Source organism: Paenibacillus larvae subsp. larvae (assembly GCF_002003265.1).
GTDB lineage: Bacteria > Bacillota > Bacilli > Paenibacillales > NBRC-103111 > Paenibacillus_H > Paenibacillus_H larvae.
Genome location: NZ_CP019687.1, coordinates 1,096,501 through 1,121,047, shown reverse-complemented (window position 1 = coordinate 1,121,047; position 24,547 = coordinate 1,096,501). Strand labels below are relative to the sequence as shown.

12 protein-coding genes and 2 pseudogenes are annotated in these 24,547 nt (G+C 42.2%); 10 read left to right on the top strand and 4 right to left on the bottom strand.

From position 1 onward, the window contains the following. Positions 1 to 64 precede the first annotated feature (64 nt). Both glsA and BXP28_RS24980 read right to left on the bottom strand, forming a co-directional pair. Positions 65 to 1,006 carry a glutaminase A gene (gene glsA / locus BXP28_RS05600; protein ID WP_036654278.1) on the bottom strand — a complete coding sequence of 314 codons (942 nt, stop codon included), beginning with the start codon at positions 1,004 to 1,006 and terminating at the stop codon, positions 65 to 67. Positions 1,007 to 1,871: 865 nt separating this feature from the next. After that, positions 1,872 to 1,955 (bottom strand): VOC family protein, encoded by an 84-nt coding sequence (locus tag BXP28_RS24980; RefSeq protein WP_367869708.1) that lies wholly within the window; start codon positions 1,953 to 1,955, stop codon positions 1,872 to 1,874. 430 nt (positions 1,956 to 2,385) lie between these two features. Here BXP28_RS24980 and BXP28_RS23995 point away from each other — a divergent pair, with 430 nt between their 5' ends. From BXP28_RS23995 to BXP28_RS05580, 4 genes are all read left to right on the top strand, one after another. After that, positions 2,386 to 2,658, top strand: a complete 273-nt coding sequence (locus tag BXP28_RS23995) for a histidine kinase dimerization/phospho-acceptor domain-containing protein (RefSeq protein WP_309556466.1) — start codon at positions 2,386 to 2,388, stop codon at positions 2,656 to 2,658. Next, positions 2,651 to 3,079: a sensor histidine kinase gene (locus BXP28_RS23990; protein ID WP_051427834.1), complete on the top strand. Its 429-nt coding sequence runs from the start codon at positions 2,651 to 2,653 to the stop codon at positions 3,077 to 3,079. The genes BXP28_RS23995 and BXP28_RS23990 overlap by 8 nt, the downstream gene beginning before the upstream one ends. Before the next feature lie 77 nt (positions 3,080 to 3,156). Continuing rightward, positions 3,157 to 3,474 (top strand): FCD domain-containing protein, encoded by a 318-nt coding sequence (locus BXP28_RS05585; protein WP_051427833.1) that lies wholly within the window; start codon positions 3,157 to 3,159, stop codon positions 3,472 to 3,474. Between the two features lie 549 nt (positions 3,475 to 4,023). Next, on the top strand, positions 4,024 to 5,919 hold the full coding sequence (locus tag BXP28_RS05580) for an FAD-dependent oxidoreductase (RefSeq protein ID WP_023484192.1): 1,896 nt from the start codon (positions 4,024 to 4,026) through the stop codon (positions 5,917 to 5,919). Between the two features lie 423 nt (positions 5,920 to 6,342). Here BXP28_RS05580 and BXP28_RS05575 read toward each other — a convergent pair whose 3' ends face one another. Further along, positions 6,343 to 7,701, bottom strand: coding sequence for an Nramp family divalent metal transporter (locus BXP28_RS05575; protein WP_023484191.1), 1,359 nt, complete (start codon positions 7,699 to 7,701; stop codon positions 6,343 to 6,345). Positions 7,702 to 8,283: 582 nt separating this feature from the next. Here BXP28_RS05575 and BXP28_RS05570 point away from each other — a divergent pair. Then, positions 8,284 to 9,060 (top strand): arylamine N-acetyltransferase, encoded by a 777-nt coding sequence (locus BXP28_RS05570; protein ID WP_023484190.1) that lies wholly within the window; start codon positions 8,284 to 8,286, stop codon positions 9,058 to 9,060. Positions 9,061 to 9,562: 502 nt separating this feature from the next. Here BXP28_RS05570 and BXP28_RS05565 read toward each other — a convergent pair. Further along, a pseudogene (locus tag BXP28_RS05565) lies at positions 9,563 to 10,039 on the bottom strand (LysR family transcriptional regulator); the annotation flags it as partial. Between the two features lie 202 nt (positions 10,040 to 10,241). Between BXP28_RS05565 and BXP28_RS05560 the strand changes: the two are divergent. The 5 genes and pseudogenes from BXP28_RS05560 (at position 10,242) to BXP28_RS05540 (ending at position 24,486) form a co-directional block, all read left to right on the top strand. Continuing rightward, on the top strand, positions 10,242 to 10,832 hold the full coding sequence (locus BXP28_RS05560) for an ankyrin repeat domain-containing protein (RefSeq protein ID WP_036656669.1): 591 nt from the start codon (positions 10,242 to 10,244) through the stop codon (positions 10,830 to 10,832). A gap of 66 nt (positions 10,833 to 10,898) precedes the next feature. Continuing rightward, positions 10,899 to 11,123 (top strand): annotated as a pseudogene (locus tag BXP28_RS23985) (deaminase); the annotation flags it as partial. Between the two features lie 636 nt (positions 11,124 to 11,759). Then, the gene (locus BXP28_RS05550) at positions 11,760 to 12,587 is read left to right on the top strand and encodes a GNAT family N-acetyltransferase (protein WP_023484187.1); all 828 of its coding nucleotides are present in this window, start codon (positions 11,760 to 11,762) and stop codon (positions 12,585 to 12,587) included. A 92-nt stretch (positions 12,588 to 12,679) separates the two neighbouring features. Next, positions 12,680 to 20,446, top strand: a complete 7,767-nt coding sequence (locus BXP28_RS05545) for a hybrid non-ribosomal peptide synthetase/type I polyketide synthase (protein WP_023484186.1) — start codon at positions 12,680 to 12,682, stop codon at positions 20,444 to 20,446. A gap of 38 nt (positions 20,447 to 20,484) precedes the next feature. Continuing rightward, positions 20,485 to 24,486 (top strand): type I polyketide synthase, encoded by a 4,002-nt coding sequence (locus tag BXP28_RS05540; RefSeq protein WP_077584944.1) that lies wholly within the window; start codon positions 20,485 to 20,487, stop codon positions 24,484 to 24,486. The last annotated feature ends 61 nt before the right edge of the window (positions 24,487 to 24,547 follow it).

Here is a 24,547-nt window from a genome sequence, read left to right as displayed (position 1 = left end):
AAAAAATCCTATTTTTAAGTTTGGAACGAGTTAGCGGCTACAGGAAGCCGCTATGCTTTTAAGATTAAAACATGCTCCAATCCAATTCATTGGCAATCGTCTGGAGCAAATGGACTCCGGGAACACTGTTTCCTTTATCATTCAGGGAAGGACTGATAACCCCGATGCCGCAACGGCCGGGGACAAGTGTCATGATACCGCCGGATACACCACTTTTGGCCGGCAGACCGACGCGAATAGCGAATTCGCCGGAAGCGTTATACATTCCGCAGGTAATCATGAACGTTTTCGCGATCTGTACAAACCTTCGGGGAATGAGTTCCTCACCGGTTGAAGGATCCTTGCCATTCAATGCCAGCACCAGTGCCATTCTGGCTACATGACGGCAGGACACTTCTACGGAACAATGCTTGAAATAAACTTCCAGTACATCTTCCACATCGTCAGTTAACACCTGATTATCCTTAAGGAAATAGGCTAGTGAACGGTTGCGGTGGGCTGTGGCAGATTCGGAGCGGTAAACGGTTTCGTTATAGGTTAACGAAGGATCATCGGTTAGCTTGCGAAAAAAAGCGAGAATTCGTTCTATTTTTTCCTCTGGGGCTTTACCCTGAATGAGTGACGATATGACAATGGCCCCAGCGTTAATTAGCGGATTGAACGGAATGCCGGGTTCAACCAGCTCCAGTTTGAGCATGGAGTTAAAGTCGTCACCGGTCGGTTCCATCCCGACTTTGCGAAATACGCCTTCTTCTCCTTGATCAATCAAAGCAAGCAGAAGTGTAAATACTTTCGAAATACTTTGCATGGTGAACGAAAGGCCGTGGTCGCCTGCTGACATCTCCCGCAAGTTTTTGTCCATTATAGTGATTCCAAGTGCATGAGCTGGAGTATGCGCTAATTCGGGGATGTAGGAAGCGGGGCATCCTAGGGCTGTTTGTTTTCGGCTCATTTCCAGCCATTCAGGAAGGCGTTCGCCCAGCAGGTTTAATTCGGATTCGTTCATTTTTAAGTTAACCTCCATAAGTTCGTCTTATCTAAGAATAGGATTTGCGGGTGGCAAAAATAAACCAGGTACCTCCTAGAAGTATGCACCTCTTTGTGTACTGTTCATAACTGAAAAATTTCTAATAATAACTCAAACCTGACTAAACGGAGCCCTGGATTCCGGTAGATTACCGTTTTTTTCCGGAGCTGGCGTGGAAGGAACCACATAGGGTGTTTAACCGGGGAAAGATTAAATATCCATTTAAAGAGAAATTTTGTTCAATACTGAATCAGCATCTTTCCTGGTTACTACTTTTTTACTTACGGTACTGACTGATTTAGTAACTGCTGTTGAAGCAGGGCTAGTTTGGGCTGTTTTTTGTTTGTCAAACGAATGAGTGACATGCTTAACGTTGCAAAAGTTCTGCCTGATCCTCAAATAGCGGTCTTTACCGTAAAATAGTAGGATTGAGTATCCTTAACGAAAAGGCAGTGAGGAACATGTTTGCCGGGAAAATAATCTTAAAACCGCTTAGCTATCATAGAAACCATAGCTGCATCGATCCCTATTCCGCTAATAGCCATGTAATGAGGATTTAGCAGGCATGAAATTGACACTGCTGTCCGGTCCAGGGCATCTACCATTTTTTTCTGTCAGGGCCCGAAGAAAGCACATCTTTTAATGTCTGAAGACTATAGACAGGCATAAATCCAAGTTCCCTGAGAAAACCGGAATTTCATTCTCGGCCAGCACTGGAATGCCGAAAGTCCGGGTTAAATGATCTATAATATCGAAATGCTCAAGTTCCAGATAACCAGGGATAAAGAAAATTTTTCCTTCTTCAATACCGCCCGATAATCCGACGCTAATGACCCGGATTGTCTCATATTGATGAATCAGTTTTGATCGGATTGACGTATTTATCGCTGGCTTTACCTTGAAATACTCTGGAGTAAAACTCCTTCATAACCTCTAAATCTTTGATCCAAACTGCTACATGATGAATATGCACTGAATCTCATCCATCCAGTCTAAATTGGCTTGTTGCGCACACAATGAGATACAATTTAAAACACTTTTAAAAGTATATTTAATAATAACCATCATAGCAGGCAGTTCTATGGATTGGAAGAGTTATTTAGAGGGACTTAGAAGTTCATCACAGTTAACGCAGTAGAAAGTAGAATTATAGATTCCATTTCGACAGCTCTTATTTCATGATATGGAGGAGATTACTTTTGGGCTGAAAGAAATTGCCAAGGGAAATCTCACTTACAAAATTCCTATAGGTCCGCAGACGAACTAGGAACCATTGCCTCGATAGTGTGAATCAGATGGCCAGCCAACTTAAAAAATCTATTGAGGAAGAACGAAATTAGGAAAAAACAAAGAACGATCTGATTACTGGAGTTTCACACGACCTGCGGACTCCGCTCACTTCCATTTTAGGGTACCTCGAGTTAATTGAAAATGACGGCTACAAGGATGAAGTGGAATTCCGTTACTATACCAAGATTGCTTACGATAAAACGATCAAATTAAAAAAGCTGATTGATGACCTTTTTGATTATACTTCACTTCACAGCAAAGGGCCTGAATTTAAGATGACCAGGATCAATATCAACGGGCTAACTCAAGCAGATTGCGGAAGAATTTGTGCCAATGCTTAGCGGTGCTGGCATGACCTATCGGATGACAACTGCGGATGATAAGCTGTACGTTGCTGCGGATGCGAACCATCTCGTACGGGTTTATGAGAATTTGATCTCCAATGCTATACGTTACGGCAGCGAAAGTAAATATGTAGACATCCGGACAGAAAGGGAAAATAACGAAGTAATCGTAAAAATTATCAATTATGGTGCTCCTATCGAGGAGGACGATTTGCCGTATCTGTTTGAACGGTTTTACCGCGCAGAAAAGTCAAGGTCCTCGAAAACAGGGGGGACGGGGCTTGGACCTGCAATTGCCAAAAGCATCATTGACATACATGGCGGCCGTATCAATGTCCGGAGCAGTAAAGAGGAGACTGTATTCGAGACCAAACTTCCTGTTTTTGCAGAAGACCGTATTTCTAAGTTGGAGGAATAAACTTGAAATCGTGAGAACTTTCACCCGCATATATTTGAACGATCTGGACCGTGTACTGCCTTTTTATGAAAAGTTATATGGGACAGAGCCAGGCTCTGAAAGACGGGGAACGTTTGTTGGCTCTTGAGGCTGATAGCGACTTTCACTCTGTTTATATCGTTCTTTCCCATAATGATGAGCTTCAGCGGATATTATCAGGGATTAAACAAAAATTAAAGCGTTTGGAACTGTTTTATTTTGAAAAAGCTCAGGATGCTCATCTTTCTTGGGAAGAACATCAGCGGATTATCGACACCTTAAGGCAACGAGATCTCCGGCAAGCATTAGACGCCATCAAATATAACTGGACATCCAGTTTTTCACGAATTCAATCTAAGGCTCAAGACGGGTCGTAAATATAGGTCATATGAGGTCATGACTGATGGGCAGATACGAATGGTCTGCTCGTCAGTTGTGATTAGGCAAATCTAGAAAAAGCCCCGGAAGAATGCTTGCATGTTTTTTCTGGAGCAGCTCGCCCGGAATTTCACAAAAAAGGACTTTCGTCCCGGTATACTCCTTTGCGTCAAAATGACATATCACTCGTGATACTAACGTTCCAGAGGGCATCATGATAATCCGGGTTTGAATTGTTTATAATTACCTATTAATGAAAATATTTCAGTAAATACGTCCTATGGAAATATTTTCTATCATTAGGTATCCTGTCTAGTATCTGTCTGTTTTAAACATTAAAATATCAAGCAGCAATTTTTTGTATAAAGGGAGGCTAAAGACGATTAAACAGGATATGTGAATCTTAGAATTCTTAACGTTTATCAAGAGAAACTTTACATAAGTGATCACAAACCCGAACTTTATTTATTTCATTTATTTTAGAAAAAAGAAAAATCTCTAGATTAGGGGTGTTGGTTTTGCGCAAGTGGACGTTACTTTTGACAATAATGATCGTTGTCCTTATTACAGCCGGCGGAAGCTGGTTACTCTTCAAGGAAAAAAAGAACGGGTCAGTTAAGACCGCAAAACCGTTTGAACAGAAGAAGGCTCAAGTAGAGTCCACGGATAACCTTGAGAACCAATACGATCTCATCGTAGTGGGGACAGATCCAGAAGGAGTCAGTGCTGCTGTCTCAGCGGCCCGCAACGGACAGAAGACATTGCTTATTGATGGCAAGGAGCGGGAAGTATTGGGAGGATTAATGACAATTGGCTGGCTAAACAGTCTTGATATGAACTATGCCCGTGGAGGCAAGGCGGCCGCAGGAAAAAAACCTGAAGTTTTAAATAAAGGGATTTTCTCTGAATGGTTTAGCAAGATAGAAGGCGATTCTTTTGATATTACAACAGCGGCTGATGCCTTCTACGATCTTGTGAAGAAGGAAGACAATATTGACTTGTACATGAAAGCAAAATCTATCTCCCCGGTTTTGGAGGAAGGCAAAAACGGGAATAAACGAGTGTCTGGCGTTAAAATTATAAATAAGAACGGAAAGGAACAGACTATACAAGCAAATGCTGTCATCGACGCTACCCAGGATGGGGACATCATGGCAGAAGCGGGAGTGCCTTTTACATATGGCCTAGAGGACGTCGGGAACAAAGAAGCTAAAATGGTTGTTACCCTGGTATTCCGTTTGAAAAATGCAACTCCGGATGTATGGGAGCAGATAAAAAAACGTCTGAATCATGATGACGATCCAAATACAGGGGCAAATGAAGTTAGTGCTTGGGGTTATCACAAGATGAACGAATACCCTGCGGTGAATAAAGACAGGGTAAAGATGCGGGGACTCAATATCGGACGGCAAAATAATCAAACTATACTGATCAATGCCCTCCAAATCTTCGATGTTGACGGACTTAATCCGAAGGAGAAGGAAGAGGCATTTCAAATTGCAAAAGAAGAGATTCCCCATGTACTCAAGTATATGAAAGAAAACTTCCCTGAGTTTACGAATCTCGAACTGGACGGTACGGCCCCGGAACTGTATGTGCGGGAAACCCGTCATATGCAAGGGGAATACCGCCTGACGAGTACTGATGTACTGGAAAATAAAGATCAATGGGACCGTATAGCCATCGGATCTTATCCGGTTGATATTCAGCGTCTTCGTCCAGATGATCCAGTGATTATTGTATATCGGCCTCAGCAGTATTCTATTCCTTTCCGCAGTCTGATTCCCAAACAGGTGGACGGTCTACTTGTTGTGGGTCGGTCCGCCAGTTATGATTCTGTGCCACACGGCAGTGCACGAGTAATTCCGACTGGTATGGCGGAAGGAGAAGCGGCCGGCGTAGCGGTTAGATTGGCTAATGAAAAAGGCATGACATTCCGTGAGATGTCCGCTTCCAAAGAAACAGTTGCCCAAATGCAGGATATGTTGAATAAGCAAGGCATGGAATTATATCCTTTTCAAATTGAGCCTGCCGATTTTATGAAGCATAGACAGTATGAAGGCTTAAAAACAGCTGTATCCCTTATGCTTGCTACAGGAGGCTACTCGAACGAATTCCAGCTCGACGAAAAGTCCAATGACAAGCGTATGGCCGATTTAGTAAATGGGGCTAAAAAAATGAAAAGGGAAGCTTTCTCCGGTGATGCCGGTTCAGCTATTCAGAAAATGGAAGAACCCGAAAAAACCCCGTTAACCTTGGCCCAGGCTACTTATACGATTACCCAGGCTCTTGGACTTCCTTCTTCAAAAGGGGAAGCACAATCAGAACTTGAAGAAAGAGGCATGCTTACCAAAGAAACCTTGGCTACCATCAAAGATAAAAAGAACCTGACATACGGGGATAGCTATATGTTAATCAAAGATTTAAAGAATGGTTTAAAATAAGCACTGACATCCACCATACCATTTTTTCCGTAATATAGAAAAAGGCTGCTTTATGGCCTTTTTTTATTGAATTCCTTTTTTATATCGGTTGCTGCTGGCATATTGTTTATAGTTGGGTTTCAGATTTTTATATGGATATCCAAACCTTCAGATGAGTGCTGCGGGATAACTGATTGAACTGTACGAGCTTGTGTTTCTTGTGAAAAACAACGAAACGCCCAGCATTATGAGACTGCCTCCAATGATTTGAGGTCCTATCATATTTTCCCCAAGCAAGAAGTAGACCAATACAATAGCAAAAACGGGTTCGCCGATAATCGCTTGGAAAAATATTTGACAACTGCCTTATCTGGACGACAATAAATAAGGCAGCCTGAACGTTATTCTCATTCAGACTGCCTATACCCCATAGGATGACGAGTTTTACCCCAGGTCTTGGCCTGTTAATAAAATATACCCGACCAGGAAAACATTTAATGCCACAATGACAGCTGTGGACACCCAGGCTAATACTTTAATCCACATAGGGTTGGTGAATTCCCCCATTTTTCTTTTATCACTTGTAAACAATACGAGTGGAATAACGGCAAATGGCAATTGCAAACTGAGAACCACCTGACTCCATAAGAGGAGTTCACCTGTTCCCTTGGAACCGGCGATCCAGGTGACGATAAAAGCAGGCACGACGGCAATCAATCGTGTAATCATTCTACGGAGCCAAGGTGTGATACGTAAATTCACGAAACCTTCCATTACAATTTGGCCGGTTAGTGTCCCGGTAATCGTAGAATTTTGTCCTGAAGCCAGAAGGGCGACTGCAAATAAGGTACTGGCAATACCAACTCCGAGAGTCGGACTTAGTAATTCATAGGCTCCTTCAATTTCTGATACGTCAAGACCGGTGCCAAAGAAGGCAGCAGCCCCGAGAATCAAAATGGCGGAATTAACGAAGAAGGCCAAGGTTAGGGAAAGAGTGGAATCCAGTACAGAAAACTTCACTGCTTCTTTCCGTCCTTCTCTTGTTCGTTTGTACTGCCTTGTTTGGACAATGGATGAGTGCAAATAAAGATTGTGAGGCATCACGGTTGCACCCAATATTCCAAGTGAAATAAACAACATGTCGGGGTTCGTTATAATTTCAGCTTTAGGCAAATATCCGCCTAACAGGGCAGATACCTGCGGTTTGGATATGATAACTTCAAAAACGAAAACGAAAAATATAGTGGCCATCAACACAATAACGATCGATTCGATAATCCGGAATCCTTTTTTCTGCAAAAGCAGCAAAAGTAATACATCCACAGTAGTGATTAATATACCAAATAAAAGCGGGATTCCAAATAATAGATTAAGTGCAATAGCAGAACCTATTACTTCAGCTAAATCCGTGGCGATTATTGCAAGCTCAGTTAAGATCCATAGGACTATCGCTGATTTTTTTCCCACAGCATCTCTGGTGGCTTGAGCCAGATCCCGCCCCGTTACAATACCAAGTTTAGCGGATAATGATTGGAGCAGCATGGCAATTAAATTAGATACTAGAATTACGAATAACAAGGTATATCCAAACCGGGCTCCCCCGGCAATAGATGTAGCCCAGTTACCAGGATCGACATAGCCGACGGCTACAAGAGAGCCGGGCCCTGCAAAAGCGAAGAATTTCCTCCAAAATCCCGCGTTGCCGGGAACCTTAACAGAGTTGTTTACTTCCTCCAGACTTATATTTGAACTGCGCCGCAGCCATCCGGAATGTTCTTTATTTTGTTCAAGCTGACTATGCATTGTTTTCCCTCCTAATACGCAACTAAGATGCAGACATTGATGATTTAATAATTGTTTCCCTAAGTAAACATTTTTGTTTATAGATAAATATTATTCCTAATCACAACTAATTGCAAGATAAAATTTTTTCACCAAAACTTAAAGCTGCTGGGATTTCCCGACAGCCTAACCGTTTTATAACGGATTGTTTATTTTTATGGCAAGATCATCTCTTATTCCGGTTTGACCAGAATCTTTGGCGGTAGAAACATTTGTTTAGGTTACATGAAACAGAGCTTGCTGCTGATCTAAATCTGTCCTTAATTCAGCGAATGGATCATCACCTAAACCTAAAAATTGAAACGATGAATTAACTAAATCACTATGTTGAATTCTTTCAAATTTTAAAGTTACAACACAAGTGGGTTGAACTTTCGTCTTATTCACCGTATATTCCGTTACCAGTATTTGGTTTAAATGATATAATGGATTAGTGAACCGGGACAGGATAATAAATTGAACATTTACTAAATCAACGTAAAAATAAAACATTCTTGAGTTGATCGATGAAAGCCACAAATTTATCTAAGGAGGGATAATTCTATGAGTGCGAATGAGATTGTCGATAGATTTTTGAACTACTTAGAGGTTTCAAGGAGAGACATTGATATTTCCTTGCTGAATGATCTTATTAGAAATCATCAATTAAAAGTCAGATGGGAGAACGTAACGAAAATTTTGGACTATGAACGTGGTTATTTAACGAATGAATTTCTTCCCCCCGTTGAGAAATACTTTAATCGAATCATGAATGACGGATATGGCGGTGCTTGCTGGACAATATCTACAGGATTTTATTGGCTTTTAAAACAGCTGGGGTTTCATGTCCATTATCTGTACATGGAACCCGGCCATCTGTGTTTACGTGTTGATCTGGATCAGCCATACTATGTGGACGTTGGTTATTGTGCTCCCTTGTTCCAGGCCTATCCAATATTTGTGTCGTTTGTCGCAAGCGATAACAGGGAAACTTTTGAATATACAGTTTCCACAGACGGGATAAAAATTGTAAGAACTCCGGGACCAACTAAAACACTAAATACGAATCCGGTTCAACTTGAACATATGCGGCCCCTCATAATTAAATCAAATGATTGGAGCACATCGTCCTTCCTCAAAGATATTCTGATTTTTGGATACATTGGCAACATTCCTGCCTCACTAACAAACAATACATTGAAACAATATTTTCCGGGCGAAAAAATAAAAAAAGAATTGAATACAGAAGAGCTTGAATATTGGATAACCAAACGCTTTAATATGAATTATGAACTCTATAAGGAAGCTATCAACATCTTTAACAGAAGAAGAAATAAATGAATTTTCATGATGGAGGGTGACTTTGGATATTAAAAAACCATTATTGCTGCGATTGCTGAGAGATTACAAAGAGATGCCCTTGGACTCTGTAAGAAATGATAATCTTGATATGCTGAATTCAATTACAGTATAAAGAGGGTGGGACAAATCTGCCTTCTTTTTTGTATTTTTTATATAATGAAATAAAACATATAAGATCAGGAAATTACTGTTCATGGTTTGCATAGTTCAGCATTTTTCACCACCGTGCAAAAGAATGTTGGTATCGCGAGCGGTCTCTTTCGTCTCTTTTGTGATTCTTTCCGTTTACTAAAAACATAGGCAGATAGCCTGTGTCAGACTATCGATAAAAGTCATCGACAGCTTTTTTACGAAAATACTCCAACCATTCACCGCATTCATATAGTTTCATCTAAGTGTAGTTTTTTTGATTAAATTTATAAAATTTTGAGCACTCTTAGATAAGTAATGATTCTTTAACCATATTAATCCGACTGAGGCAAAGGTGAATAACTGAAAAATGATCCAGCTCTAGTGGCATACGAATGATCGCCAGTTCTACAACCCGGTCTCTCACTAATTTACAAAGCTGAGCTGATTCATTTTGTTGAACTTTATAAGTAACCTTAGGATATTGTTTTTGAAATTGAAGAAGGATTTCAGGTAACTCGACTACCGAAAACGTATTGATGCCAATCGTTAGTTTTCCATTTACCCCCATTCTGACTTCCTTAACTTCCATTTTGGCCTCTTCCATTAAAAGGTCCATCTGCAAGTCATATTTATATAAGACTTTCCCTGCTTCCGTTATTTCTAAAAATTTTCCGCTTCTCTCTACTAATTTTGAGCCGAGTTCCTCTTCCATTGTTTTCAAATGTTGGCTTAATGGCGGTTGAGAGATATGCAGTCTTTCAGCAGCAGCAGAAATTTTCCTTTCCTCCACAATGGCTATAAAATATCGCAGTTGTCTTATATCCATGTCGAAACTCCTTTTTATATATGGAAAACTTAAGCAAATCTTATTTTTTTTGTATTATCCATGTTAGTTATCCATATGTTAGCATACTTGTATAGAAAGAAAAAGGAGCATGAATCGTCTCTACATGATTTTATTTGTTGTTATTTTGTTTACCGGGTGCCATACGATTTCCAACTCGCAGAGAGAAAAGAAGGTGGAAATGATGAACGATGAATTGATCTTTTTGGCGGAAAAAGGAGATACTGAAAACGTTCTAAACCTGCTTAATGACGGAGCAGACATCAATGCAACGGATGGACATGGGAGAACAGCCGTTATGGCAGCGACTTATAACAACAAGGTAGATACGGTAAAGGTACTTATCCTAAAGGGGGCGGATATTAACATTCGTGATAACAACTTAGATAACGTACTCTTATATGCTGGTGCCGAAGGATTGCTCGAAATCGTAAAACTGGCGATTGATGCAGGTGCTGATACAAAAATTACGAACCGGTTTGGGGGTACGGCTCTCATCCCTGCTTCAGAACGGGGGCACGTAGATATCGTTAAAGAACTTCTTACTCATTCGGATATTGATGTAAACCATGTTAATAATTTATATTGGACGGCATTATTGGAAGCGGTAATTCTAGGCGATGGAGGAGAGAATTATCAAAAAATCATACAACTGTTGGTCGATCATGGTGCTGATGTCCATATTGGTGATAGAGATGGGATACCTCCTTTGAAACATGCTCAAAAACGTGGATTTCAAGAAATTGAAAGTATATTAAAAAAATCGGGGGCATAATTAATTAAAAAAACTGTATTTGTAAAGCAGTGTTTGGGATTGGATAATATATTTTTTACTTGAGGTGAAGTTTCAAGATGGGTAGATGAACGGCCATTAGCACGATAGCTCTACTTTATTTCCGGTGGGAAAATACCACTTAATCATGAAGGAGAACAAATTTGGCCGCAAGTTGGGGACGATGCAAACATCGTGTTTGTTGAAGCATCTTGTTCTGCTGAAGCCATTGCTAGAAGATCGAGACGAGTAGCTACGTTATTCAAAGGAAAATTTGTTCCAGGCTCATTGTAATCTAATAATTAATTCCTCCCTGTAATTGAATCCATTTTATCAGTCAGACATATCTAGTATTTAACTTCTATTGAAAAAAATATTAAATATACACAATTTGACAATAAAAAAGTGGCGAGATAAAATGGTAATAAGCATGTTACAGTTTGATCCATGTATCCTACCCTCTCAAAGGGAATTGATAGAAAATATACATCCAGATTAAGTAATACGCTTTTTTTGATATTATAATCTATTGATGGGCAATCGTTGTTACGGCACGTTGTTCTATTTGATAGAGGATAATAGGTTTCTTCCCTCCTGTTTAGTGCAAATGTTATTTTGCATGAAAGGGCGAAGCATGCCATTTTTTATGTTTGTAGATTTTTCCTTTTTCAAGAGAGGTCCGAAATAGAGTGGAATGATTAGGCTGTCGACAAAGTTTTTGAACTCATGACTTACAGGTAAAAGGTATTAGCTATAGATCGAAGGCGCCTTTCATTCCGGGAATGACCATATATTTTCTTTGTAGATTCCCCGGAATGAACAGCGCCGGAAGTAAAACCTTTTACCTCTACATACTTTGTCAATACGATCGAATGATATGTTTGATAAAAAGGTTTTGGAAAGTAATTAATTAAAAATTGAGGTGGAAGCATGCTGTATCTATTGGATAAATCGGATTATCCCAAAGTAAAGCATTTAGTCAGGACGAAAGAGGAAAAGAGTGATGTGCCTCTCAATGCAGTGATTAACGGAACGAATGTAGGAAATATTTATGTAGATGATCCTGATCACCCCAAAGCAGCTTTGGTAGATGCCGTAGGAACTACTTGTTTTTTAATTGGTGATGCCAGTAGTCCAGTGTTTGGGGAACATTTAAAGGATTGCATTGAAAATCAACTGAAAGATCAATGTCTGGAAAGTGGGGGCAGTTACTTTATCGCCACATTGTTTGATAAAGAATGGGAAAAGGTTCTGGAAAATGCCATCTCTCACAGGGAATATGAACCGGATTATGAGTTCTACCATGAATTTGACAAAGATAAATTTAACAAAGTAAAGAGCAATTACCGCTCTCTGACGAATGAGTATACCATTAAAAGAATGGATAAAGAATTGATTCAAAATGATTCAGATGACACGCTGCGTTCCTGTCTAAGTGATTTTTGGGATTCAATTGATGATTTTTTGACAAAAGGTGTCGGTTTTTGCGTTATTAAAGATGAACAAGTGATTAGTTCATGCTTCACCTGCTACGTAGATGGAAACAATCATGAGATTTCGGTTGAAACCTATGATGAAGAGGAACAGAATAAAGGGCTTGCAACAAAAGCATGTGAAGTCTACTTGGAATATTGCATAGAGAACGGAATTACACCTCATTGGTCAACATTTGAAACGAATGTGGAGTCAGTAAACCTGGCAAGTAAGCTGGGATTTGAATATAGGTTTAAACTTAAAACCTATGAATTTGAATATTAACGAAATCTGGCAAGATTTCAGTTTCGTCAACGCTGCCACCTGACGCAAGTCGGGTGGCAGTTCCTGCTCTAATTTAGAAAGGAAGGGTTGGCATGAGGAAAATCAATAAAAGTGAAGTAGAAGATATCATCAGCTTAACTCCTGTTCAAGAAGGAATGCTGTTTCATTATTTACAGGACCCGGACTCGGAAGATTACCATGAGCAGCTATGCATGAATATATCCGGCTGTATTGATCTGGATATGTTTCAGGCCGCTTGGAACGTGGTCATCAGAACCAATGAAATGTTAAGAACCATATTCAGATGGGAACAGGTCAAGCAGCCTGTTCAAATTGTCCTCAAAGAACACGGGCTGCATATGAGATTCGTGGACATTGAGCAGGAAACACCCAGTCAGCAAGCCTCTATCTTAGCAAAAGAAAAACGTAAAGATCTGCAACAAAAATTCAATTTGCAGGATGTTCCTTTTCGCATTAGCTTATTTAAACAAGACGTCAATACATATACCATGCTCGTAAGCAATCATCACATACTTTATGACGGTTGGAGCAATGCAATTATCCTCAAGGAATTTTTCACAGCTTATGATCACTTATCCCAGCAAAAAGAAATCATGGGCAAACCAAAAACAAAATTCAAAGAGTTTATCAAATGGTTACAGAGCCATGATGAGAGCAAAGAAAAAGCGTTTTGGCAGGAGTATTTAAAAGATATAGAAGAAAGCAGACCTTTGTCGATAACAAGAAAAAACAGCTTATCCGAACGAGTTATTGATTATGAAAAAATAGGGTTTTCTGCTGAAACAAAACGTGAATTGGAATCGTTTGCGGCCGAACATGAACTGACCCTGGCCTCCATATTCTTCAGCGCATGGGGAATTCTGCTGCAGAGATATAAGAACAGCGAAGATATCCTGTTTGGTACTACCGTTTCAGGAAGACCTTCCAGCCTAAGAGGTTGTGAGGATATAGTCGGTTTATTCATTAATACGATTCCCCTGCGGGTAACTTACCTGGACGGAATAAGCATTTTGGAATTCCTGAAAAGAACGAACAAAGATATGCAAGCACGGGAGGAGTATGAGCATACTTCAATCGTAAATATTAAAGAATACGGTAAATTCAAACATACATCAGAGCTTTTTGATACGGTAATGGTAATTGAAAATTATCCGCTTGATCAGAGGCTTACGTCCCGTTATGGACAGCTTAATATAGATTCTTATTCTTCAGTTGAACAAACAAACTATAATCTGTTGATTTCATTGGAAATTCATGATGATATCCGGGTGGATGTAAGCTACAATACCGGCCTTTATGAACAGCCATTCATAGCGAAAATGCTGAAGCATTTTAGAAACATAGTTCTTGGCATGGTTCGTTATCCGGAGAATTTTCTGTCTGACATTGAAATCATCTCTGAGAACGAAAAATCGCAAATTCTCGACGAGTTCAATAATACCAACTCGGAATATATCCGGGACAAAACGGTACACGAATGGTTCGAGGAGCAGGTTCAAAAGACTCCCCATCATATTGCCGTAGTATGCGGGGATGAGCAAATTACTTACAGAGAATTAAATGAAAGAGCCAATCGCCTTGCCCATTTGCTGCGCAACAAAGGGGTGGAGGGGGATACCATTGTTGGGCTCATGATGGAGCGATCCATTGAATTGGTTACAGCAATTATCGGTATTTTGAAAGCTGGAGGCGCCTATCTGCCAATTGACCCTAGCTATCCATCCAACCGGATTTCATATATGCTGCAGGATAGCAAGGCCCAAGTTCTTATAGTAGACCATAAAGCGGACAAGATGGATTATGGTATAGATATTGTTGATATCCATCAACCGGATATTGAATTCCTCCCAAGCAATAATCTGCCTATTGAGATTACGGATAGCCATCTGGTATATGTTCTTTATACTTCCGGTTCTACCGGCAAACCAAAAGGAGTTTTGATAGAACACCGAAATCTTGTCAATTTGCTTATATGGTACATCAATAATCATGGAATTGAAGAAAAAACGCACATTCCATTCATGACGAATTATGTATTTGATCCAAGCGCAGAGCAAATCTTTGCTCCATTAATCCGGGGAGGAACTGTTTACTGTATCAAACAGGAACTTTTATTCAATACGGAACAATTTTTAAATTATCTACAACAGCACGAATTAGGCTTGATCGATGTAACGCCAGTTTTGCTGCGGGAACTCTTGTACGATAAAAAGAATGACATTGGGTTAAAGAGAGTGATTGCCGGCGGTGAAAGACTGGATAATCAGCTCAAAAACCAAATAATCAAAAACGGATTTACCCTATACAATGGGTATGGTCCTACTGAAACAACAGTAGAGGTGATATTTACTAAATGTGAGCTTGATAGGGATGTTGTTTTAGGAAAACCGATTGATAATGTCAACATATATATCCTGCATAAGCACGATGAGCTGCAGCCAGTTGGTGTTGTGGGCGAATTATGTATTGCCGGTCCTGCAGTGGGTCGTGGCTATCTAAATAAGCCTGAGCTCACAAAACAAAGGTTTGTTTCCGATCCGTTTTGTCCCGAGCAGCGGATGTTTCGTACCGGTGATTTAGCGAGATGGCTCCCGGACGGAAGTATTGAGTATATGGGCAGACAGGATGATCAAGTCAAGATTAACGGGGTCAGAATTGAATTGCAAGAGATTGAATCCAGTCTGCTCAAGCATCCGCAAATCAAAGACGCTATTGTTGTTCTAAGAGAAAATAAACAAGGGGAGAAATATGCAGCCGCCTATTGTGTAAGTGAGGGCATTGATTTAAGCCACGATGAAATAAAGGATTTTTTGAGAAATATACTGCCGGATAACATGATCCCATCCTGTTTTGTCCTGATGGAAAAATTGCCGCTATTGCCAAGCGGAAAAGTAGACCGGGCAGCACTGCCTGAACCAAAGGGATTTGTAAGCAACCGGGCGAAACTGTATATCGAACCTGAAAAAGAGCTGGAGAAAGCCATTGCTCAGATTTGGAAGGAAGCGCTTGGCATTGAGCAGGTGGGACTCCATGATAACTTTTTTGATATTGGCGGTAATTCACTAAAATTAATCCGTGTTTATGGAAGATTACAAGCGCTTACCTCTAAAGAAGTAACAATTGCCGACATGTTTGCTAACCCGACGGTAAGCACGCTATCTGATTTTTTATCGGGAAAGGATCAGGATAAAGGAGAAAACGAGAGTCTTCCGGCACCTGAAAGTACACCGGGAATGGAAATTGCGGTAATCGGAATGGCCGGAAGGTTTCCTGGAGCGGGAAGTGTTGATGAATTTTGGTCCAACTTGAAAAACGAGGTAGAATCCATCCAGTTATACTCGGATCATGAACTAAGACAGCTTGGTATCAATTCTGAGATGCTTGATAATCCCGCGTTTGTGAAGACGGCGGGCGGAATATTACAGGATAAGGATTGCTTTGACGCTTCTTTTTTTGGCTACTCTTCGAAAGAAGCGGAACTTATGGACCCGCAAATGAGACTGTTGCACGAGTGTGTATGGGAAGCACTTGAGCATTCCGGATATAATCCCGAAAGTTATCCCGGTAAGATCGGGCTTTACGCAGGGGCATCGGATGATTTTTACTGGACGTCGCTGATATCGAATAATACGACTTCTTCTATCGATCAATATAAAGCGGCCATCTTGACGAGAAAAGATTTCTTATGCACGAATATATCTTATAAATTGAACTTGAGAGGACCAAGCTATACGGTGCAAACAGGATGTTCCACTTCCCTTGTTGCGATTGTAAATGCTTATCAGGCTTTGCAAGGCGGAGATTGCCACATGGCTGTAGCAGGGGGGGTAACCATTTACCCTGAACCGATAGCCGGATATGTTTTTCAAGACGGCATGATTTTCTCTCCTGACGGACATTGCCGGGCTTTTGACGAGAAAGCACAAGGAACCGTCCCGGGAGAAGGAGTGGGAGTGGTCGTACTCAAACGACTCCAGGCCGCTATCGAAGACGGGGATTACATTCACGCTGTAATTAAGGGTGTTGCAACGAATAATGACGGGTATCGAAAGGTCGGATTTACAGCACCCAGCATTGAAGGACAGACAGAAGTGATTCAGGCCGCACATAGGATGGCGGAAGTGGAGGCAGAAAGCATTGCTTACGTGGAAGCCCACGGGACCGCTACGACATTGGGCGATCCTGTCGAACTTGAGGCATTGAGGAGAGCTTTTCATTCGGAACATACCGGGTTTTGCGCAATCGGGTCGGTTAAAACCAACATCGGTCATCTCGATGCGGCAGCTGGTGTGGCTGGATTTATAAAAACCGTACTTGCACTTAAACATAGGGAAATCCCGGCGAGTTTACATTTCCATAATCCGACTCCGAAATTTGATTTCAGCAACAGCCCATTTTATGTGAATTCGTCTACATCGGAATGGAAGCATGACAAATATCCGATGCGGGCAGGAGTCAGTTCTTTTGGAATCGGGGGAACCAACGCCCATATCGTATTGGAAGAAGCTGTTCATGCCCTGTCTGCCGGAAAAAATGAATTATGCTTAATTCCATTGTCTGCTCGTACGGAAGAAGCACTTGATTTGATGAGCGCCAATCTTGCGGAATTTGTAAAGGAAAATCCTGCTGTTAGTCTTTCCCATGTGGCATACACATTACAAACCGGAAGAAAAGCGTTTAGGTACCGGAAAACGATCGTTTGCTCAACTCATGATGAAGCGGCAAGCCTGCTGACTTCCCAAGGAATACCGGGTACCTTTACGGCAAAAGCCAAAGAGAACCCTCCGGTTGTTTTTATGTTCCCGGGCCAAGGTTCGCAGCACGTCAAAATGGGATTTGAACTATACGGGCATGAACCTGCTTTCCATGAAGAGATGGACCGTTGCTTTGACATTTTAAACGAATTAGGGGCCGCTGCCATTAAGGATATTCTTTATCCAAAACTGGAAACGGAGCAGGCAGCTGAACAAATCATTCAAACGGAAATTGCACAACCGGCGATATTTATCATTGAGTATGCCCTGGCGCGTTTACTGATGAAACGGGGGATTTCTCCTTCCGCTATGATTGGGCATAGTCTGGGAGAGTATGTTGCGGCATGCATTTCAGGTGTGCTCTCTTTGGAAGACGCTCTACGGCTCGTTACGGCAAGAGGAAAATGGATACAGGAGATGCGAACAGGTTCTATGCTCAGCGTTCCGCTTTCCAAAGAAGAAGTGGAGCCTCTTCTCAATGAGAATATATCGATTGCCGCAGTAAATGCACCGGCCCAATGTGTCATTTCCGGGGACGAATTGTTGATTGATCAGTTAGAGAAACAATTGACAGACCAAGGTCATACTGTAAAACGGCTCAGAACGTCGCATGCATTCCATTCTAAATTAATGGACCCGGTGTTGGAGAGATTTAAAGCCGAGATGCAGAAAATTCGCCTTAATCCGCCGCAAATTCCTTATATATCCAATGTGACAGGCACCTGGATTACAGCGGAGGAAGCGACAGACCCGAATTATTGGGTGAAACACCTCCGGGAAACAGTATATTTTGATCAGGGGATTTGTGAATTACTGGATTTGCAGGAAGCTATTTTCATCGAAACAGGGCCGGGCAGAACGCTAACATCATGGGTCAACCGCCGGAAGAAAGGGAAAGCGGGGCAAACGGCCGTCAGCATGTCGGATAATTCGCAGGCCGCTTACTTGGACCGCCATCACCTACTGTCAGCATTAGGGAAATTGTGGTCTCTTGGGATAAACTTGAATTGGAATGAGCTTTATAAAGATTCTGAAAAGATGTTTCGTATACCTCTTCCTACGTATCCATTCGAACGTAAACGTTATTGGCCTAAAGATACGCCAAAAGCTGCAAAGTTGGAAAATCAAATGATGGAACGTACAAGTTTGGAGAAAAAACAGGAAATTTCCGATTGGTTTTATATGCCTTCCTGGGAACGTTCAGCAACCCATCATTATAATGGCGATGAGAAAGCAGTAACCTGCTGGCTGATTTTTGCAGATGGGCCGGGCATTGGAGAATACATGGCGGAAAGGCTGAAAAAAGATCATAGGCACGTAATAACAGTCGATATTGGAACCGGATTCAGAAAAATCAGTGAACAAGAGTATGTTATGGACCCGGGTATTCCAGCAAATTATCAGGCTTTGTTCAGCGAACTTCAGGCCAGCGGCAGGTTTCCTGACCGGATCATCCATTTATGGAGCATCTCCAGCAGTAGTACAAGCCAATTGACCGTATCGCAACTACAGCTGGCACAGGATGCAGGATTTTACAGCTGCATGTACATCGCACAATCGATTGGACTTCTAAAAGTTACAAAGCAGATCAGAATGGCAGTAATCACAAGTAATATGCAGGATGTGACCGGGGAAGAGGCGTTAAATCCGGAACAAGCAACGGTATTGGGGTTTGTGAAAATATGCCCGCTTGAATACGCGAATATTAGCTGCCAAAGTATTGATATAACAACTAATATAGAGACTCCTGACTTGATTGAACGAATACTTGGGGATATTTCCGCACCGCAACCCGATTTGATGATAGCCTATCGTGGCTCATACCGCTGGACTCCATTATATAAGCAGGTACAGCTGGACAATAACGGATTATCGGCAGAGCGTCTTAAAGAAAATGGAGTCTATTTGATTACGGGAGGAATGGGCGGTATCGGATTTGCAATGGCGCAGCATCTTTCGAAACGCATTCGGGCGAATTACGTCCTGTTGGGACGCTCCCCATTCCCGGACCGGCAATCGTGGTCCGATTACCTGACTGCTCGGGACGCACATGAAAGTACAATTAAAAAGATTCGCGGAATCCAGGGGATGGAGGAGAACGGATCAGAAGTGATGATCGTAAGTGCCGATCTTTCTTGTTCTGAACAGATGGAGGAGGCAATCGCCCGAATTAGAGCCCGATTTGGAAAAATCAATGGGGTTATTCATGCTGCCGGCATTGCGGACTACGAAGGCATTATTCAAAACCGCACAAAGGAGATGAGTGAGAAAATACTTGCCCCAAAAGTAAAAGGAACGCTCATTCTCGATTCATTGTTGGAGGATGAGGAACTGGACTTCCTTGTTCTGTTCTCATCCAATGGCAACATGTCCTACCATTATAAATTCGGGCAGGTCAGCTACAATGCGGCAAACGAATTTCTGGACGCCTATGCAAACTATAAACGGGCTTCAAGCAAAGCGTACACTGTTTCGATTAACTGGTGCGACTGGAAGGACGTCGGCATGTCGGTGGAAGCAGCTGAAAAGTGGGGGGAACGGTTGAAAACGGATACCCAAACGTTGCTGAAAGCTGCCATAACTATATCCGAAGGGATGGATGTAATAAATTACGTACTATCCAGCTTGCTATCCAGAGTCATAGTTTCGCCAGTGGACTTACAGGCAGAGATAGCGTTTGAAGAAGCAAGTTTCCTGAAGATGGTGAAAGATCAGGAAACTTATTCCCTGAAAGAGCAGGGGGCTGAAACAGACCGCCATATGCCTGCCAAAACAGGTGAAATTCAAAACACGCTGATTTCAATCTGGACGGACCTGCTTGGAGATGAGGAGATCGGAATTCATGATAATGTCTTTGATCTGGGAGCAAATTCGTTGGATATGATTCAGGCCAACAGCAGATTGAAAGCGATTATGAAGCAGGACATTCCGATTGTAACCATGTATACGTATCCAACCATTCATACGCTTGCAGAGCATTTAACACGCGGCGAAGAAGCAGAGCAAAAACCGAAAGAAGATAAGCTGAATAAACAAAAATCCATTATGAATAAGACACTAGCCAAGCTAAAAAGCCATTCGTGAACAGAACAATCTATTTTGCCATTTGACGGAGGGAAAATATGAGCCATACCAATGGACTAGAAATTGCCGTGATCGGCATGGCGTGCCGGTTCCCGGGAGCCAAAAATATCGATGAATATTGGAATAATCTCGTTAACGGCACTGAATCCATCTCTTTTTTTTCAAATGAAGAACTTAGAGAGGCAGGAGTGGACCCGGAACTGCTAAACAACCCGAATTACGTCAAAGCTAAAGGATTTATTGAGGACATCGAATATTTCGATGCCTCTTTTTTTCATTATTCTTCAAGAGAAGCGGAAATCATGGATCCCCAAATCAGACTGCTGCTTGAATGTTCATGGGAAGCTATGGAACATGCCGGATATACCCCTAACAAATATGAAGAGGACATCGGGTTTTACGCCGGAGCCTCAAGCAACTTTAATTGGCCCCCTCTGGCTTCTTATTTTACCGCTAATCTAAGTTCTGAAGGTTTTGAGGCAGGTACGTTAGCGTATAAAGATGCAATAGGCACACTGATATCCTATAAGTTGAATTTGAAAGGGCCAAGTTTTGCCATGTATTCCGCATGCTCGACTTCTTTGGCCTCAATTCATCAGGCGTGCCGGGGGTTGCTGCTGGGAGAGTGCTCTATGGCGCTAGCCGGCGGAGTGTGTGTAAGTTTTCCTAAGAAAAACGGTTACCTTTACCAGGAAGGGATGATCGAATCACCGGATGGGCATTGCCGCTCCTTCGATGCGAAAGCGGAAGGATCCGTTTTTGGAAATGGAGCGGGAATAGTCGTACTGAAAAGTCTTGAAAATGCTTTGGCTGACGGGGATACCATTCATGCCGTTATTAAGGCGACAGCTATGAACAATGACGGTTCAAGGAAAGTGGGATACACGGCTCCAAGCGTCGAGGGTCAGGCTGAAGTCATTCGCAAAGCTCTGCATCTGGCAGAAATAGAAACTGAAAGCATTAGCTATATCGAAGCGCACGGTTCTGGCACGAGCATGGGTGATCCGATTGAAATTAAAGCTTTGGAAAAAGCTTTCGAGCTTGACGGAAAAAGGATTTGTGCCGTAGGCTCCGTCAAGTCCAATGTAGGCCATCTTGATACAGCTTCCGGTGTCGCAGGTTTTATTAAAACAGTATTGTCTTTGAAAAATAAAAAACTTCCTCCCAGTCTGCACTTTGAAACGCCAAATCCGGAGATTGATTTTGAGAATAGCCCTTTCTATGTTAATCATAAATTAACCGAGTGGAAAAACGGGAAATATCCTTTGCGGGCAGGTGTGAGTTCCTTTGGCTTGGGCGGGACAAATGTCCACGTTATCCTTGAGGAAGCTCCCGCAGCGGGTGAACGCTCACATGGAAGAACAGACAAATTATTGGTCTTGTCTGCTAAGTCATCAGAAGCTCTAGATCAGGCTGCAGACAATCTGGCTTTCTGTCTTGAGAGGAATCCGGAAATTGACCTGGGAGATGCTGCGTATACGCTTCAGGTTGGCAGAGATGTGTTCCCGTACCGGGCCGCAATTGTCTGCGAAAATAGGGAGGAGGCAGTTGCCAATCTGAAGTTACTCCGGGAAAGCACATCTTTTCGTTATCATTCCAAGGAAAACAAGAAACAAGTGGTGTTCATGTTCTCTGGCCAAAGTTCCCAGTATGTCAATATGGGACTTGAGCTTTACCGGAGCGAACCTGTATTTCGGGAGGCAATGGATGAATGCTTTGAGATATTTCATTCCTTAACCGGATATAGTTTGAAGGATACCCTTTATCCGAAAAAAAATATGGACAAAGCAAAAGAGAACATAAATCGGACGGAAATTGCACAACCTGTCCTGTTTGTATTCGAGTATGCGCTGGCAAAATTGCTGATAAACTGGGGGATTCGGCCAAGTGCTGTGATCGGGTACAGTTTTGGAGAATACGCGGCGGCTTGTCTTGGGGGTGTGTTTTCTCTGCGGGATGCATGCTCTCTTGTGATACACAGAGGGAAGCTGATGCAGTCCCTGCCTAAAGGGGCCATGCTTAGCGTTCCACTGCCGGAGCAAGAACTCAGGCCGTTTTTAGAGGAAGGAATTTCTATTGCCGTAGTGAATCATCCTGCGTGTATTGTTTCGGGTTCGGAAGAGGCTATCGAACGGTTTGAAGATAAGATGAAGCAGCAAAAACTCCTCTGCATGAGGCTTAATTCAAATCACGCCGGCCATTCGGCAATGATGGAATCTGTCGTTGATGTTTTCGAACGCGGTCTGCAGACCACTCATTTACATAAACCAACTGTACCGTACATTTCGGGTATGACCGGCAAAGAGGCGGATGATCGGGAACTATCCCATTACCGGTATTGGGTGAGGCATTTGGTCGAGCCCGTCCGGTTTTCCGAAGGCATTGCAGATTTGTCCAACCAAGGCGATTATGTGTTCATCGAAATTGGTCCGGGACGTGATTTGTCCACAATTGCAAGGCGCTATATCGAAGATAAGTCCAGTCACATTGTGAACCTTGTCCAGCCACAAACGCGCAAAATGTCTGACAACCGTTACCTGCTGAAACAGTTGGGCAAGTTATGGCTCTTCGGTGTAGGAATCAACTGGAATACTTACCATGCCGGAGAAATAAGACAGAGAATACCGCTCCCGACCTATCCATTCGAGAAAAAGTACTATTGGCCGGATGTGCATCAGATCAAACGGGCCAGGGAGAAGACATGGATGGAAGACGGAAAGCGGAAAAGCTTATCGCCAAGCGATTGGTTCTACCTTCCGCTTTGGAAGCAGTCCATATCACCGCAAAACAAACACGGACAAGCTGAAACCGGGACTTGTTATCTGTTGTTTATGGATGAATACGGTATCGGGACGGCACTTTCCGAATTGATACGTGCGGATGGCAGTGAAGTACTCCATGTGAGATTAGGCAGTGCATTTGAGAAGAGGGAAGACAAAGAATATATCATCAATCCGCATAGTGAAAGTGACTACCTCCTTTTAATGAAAAGTATCAGAGAGACGGGACGTGCCATTCATAAAATCATTCATCTATGCAGTCTTAACCGGGAAAGGGAAGCTCTTCAGCGGTTGACCGACTCCCAAACAAGAGGTTATTACAGTGTACTGCATTTGGTGAAGGCCGCGTTAAACGTATTTATGGCAGAAAAACTTCAGATACATGTCATTGCAAATAACATTCATGAAGTAATTGGAACGGAACAACTGTACCCCGAACACAGTACCATTCTTGGGCCATGTAAGGTTATACCACAAGAGTATACTAATATTAGCTGTAGAATAATCGATATTGAAATGGCAGAACTGCCAGATCCGAAACTGATTGATCAGCTTAAAGAGGAATTTCATAACCTTGGACCGGAACCTGTCGTATGCCTGCGCGGCGGAAAAAGATGGCTGAAATATTATGAACAAGTTCGGCTGGACAAGACTGTGGAAACAGCATCCAAGCTGAAGCAGAACGGAGTTTATGTCATTACCGGCGGTACAGGCGGAATAGGGCTCGAACTAGCTGCCCATTTGGCGAAAACAAGGACAGCCAAACTGGCTCTTATCCATCGTTCTTTTTTCCCTGAACGGGAAGATTGGGAAAACTGGTTGAGTACCCATAAACATGAGGAGCCCACTAGCGTTAAAATCCGTAAACTCATGGAAATTGAGAGATTCGCTGGAGGACTGGTACTGGAACAGGCTGATGTTTCGGATATGAAGCAGATGGGTTTGGCGGTTAAAAGAATTGAAGAAAAATTTGAACGTATAAACGGAGTTATCCATGCCGCGGGTACACTTTCAAATGATGCCTTTCATTCGGTAACCGAAACAGGAAAGCAGCAAAGCGAACAGCAATTTAGAACCAAGCTTTATGGAACGGTTGTACTGGAAAATATGTTCAAGGAAAAAGATTTGGATTTTTGCTTACTGATGTCATCTATTTCGTCCGTTTTGGGGGGCTGGGACATACCGCTTACTGTGCAGCGAATACTTTCCTTGATGCATATGCTGTCAATCAAAACCGGAATCCTGGCGCTTGCTGGTTAAGTATTAACTGGGACGGCTGGATCGTTACTAAGAATGAAGACGGCGTATGGGGTGAAATTTG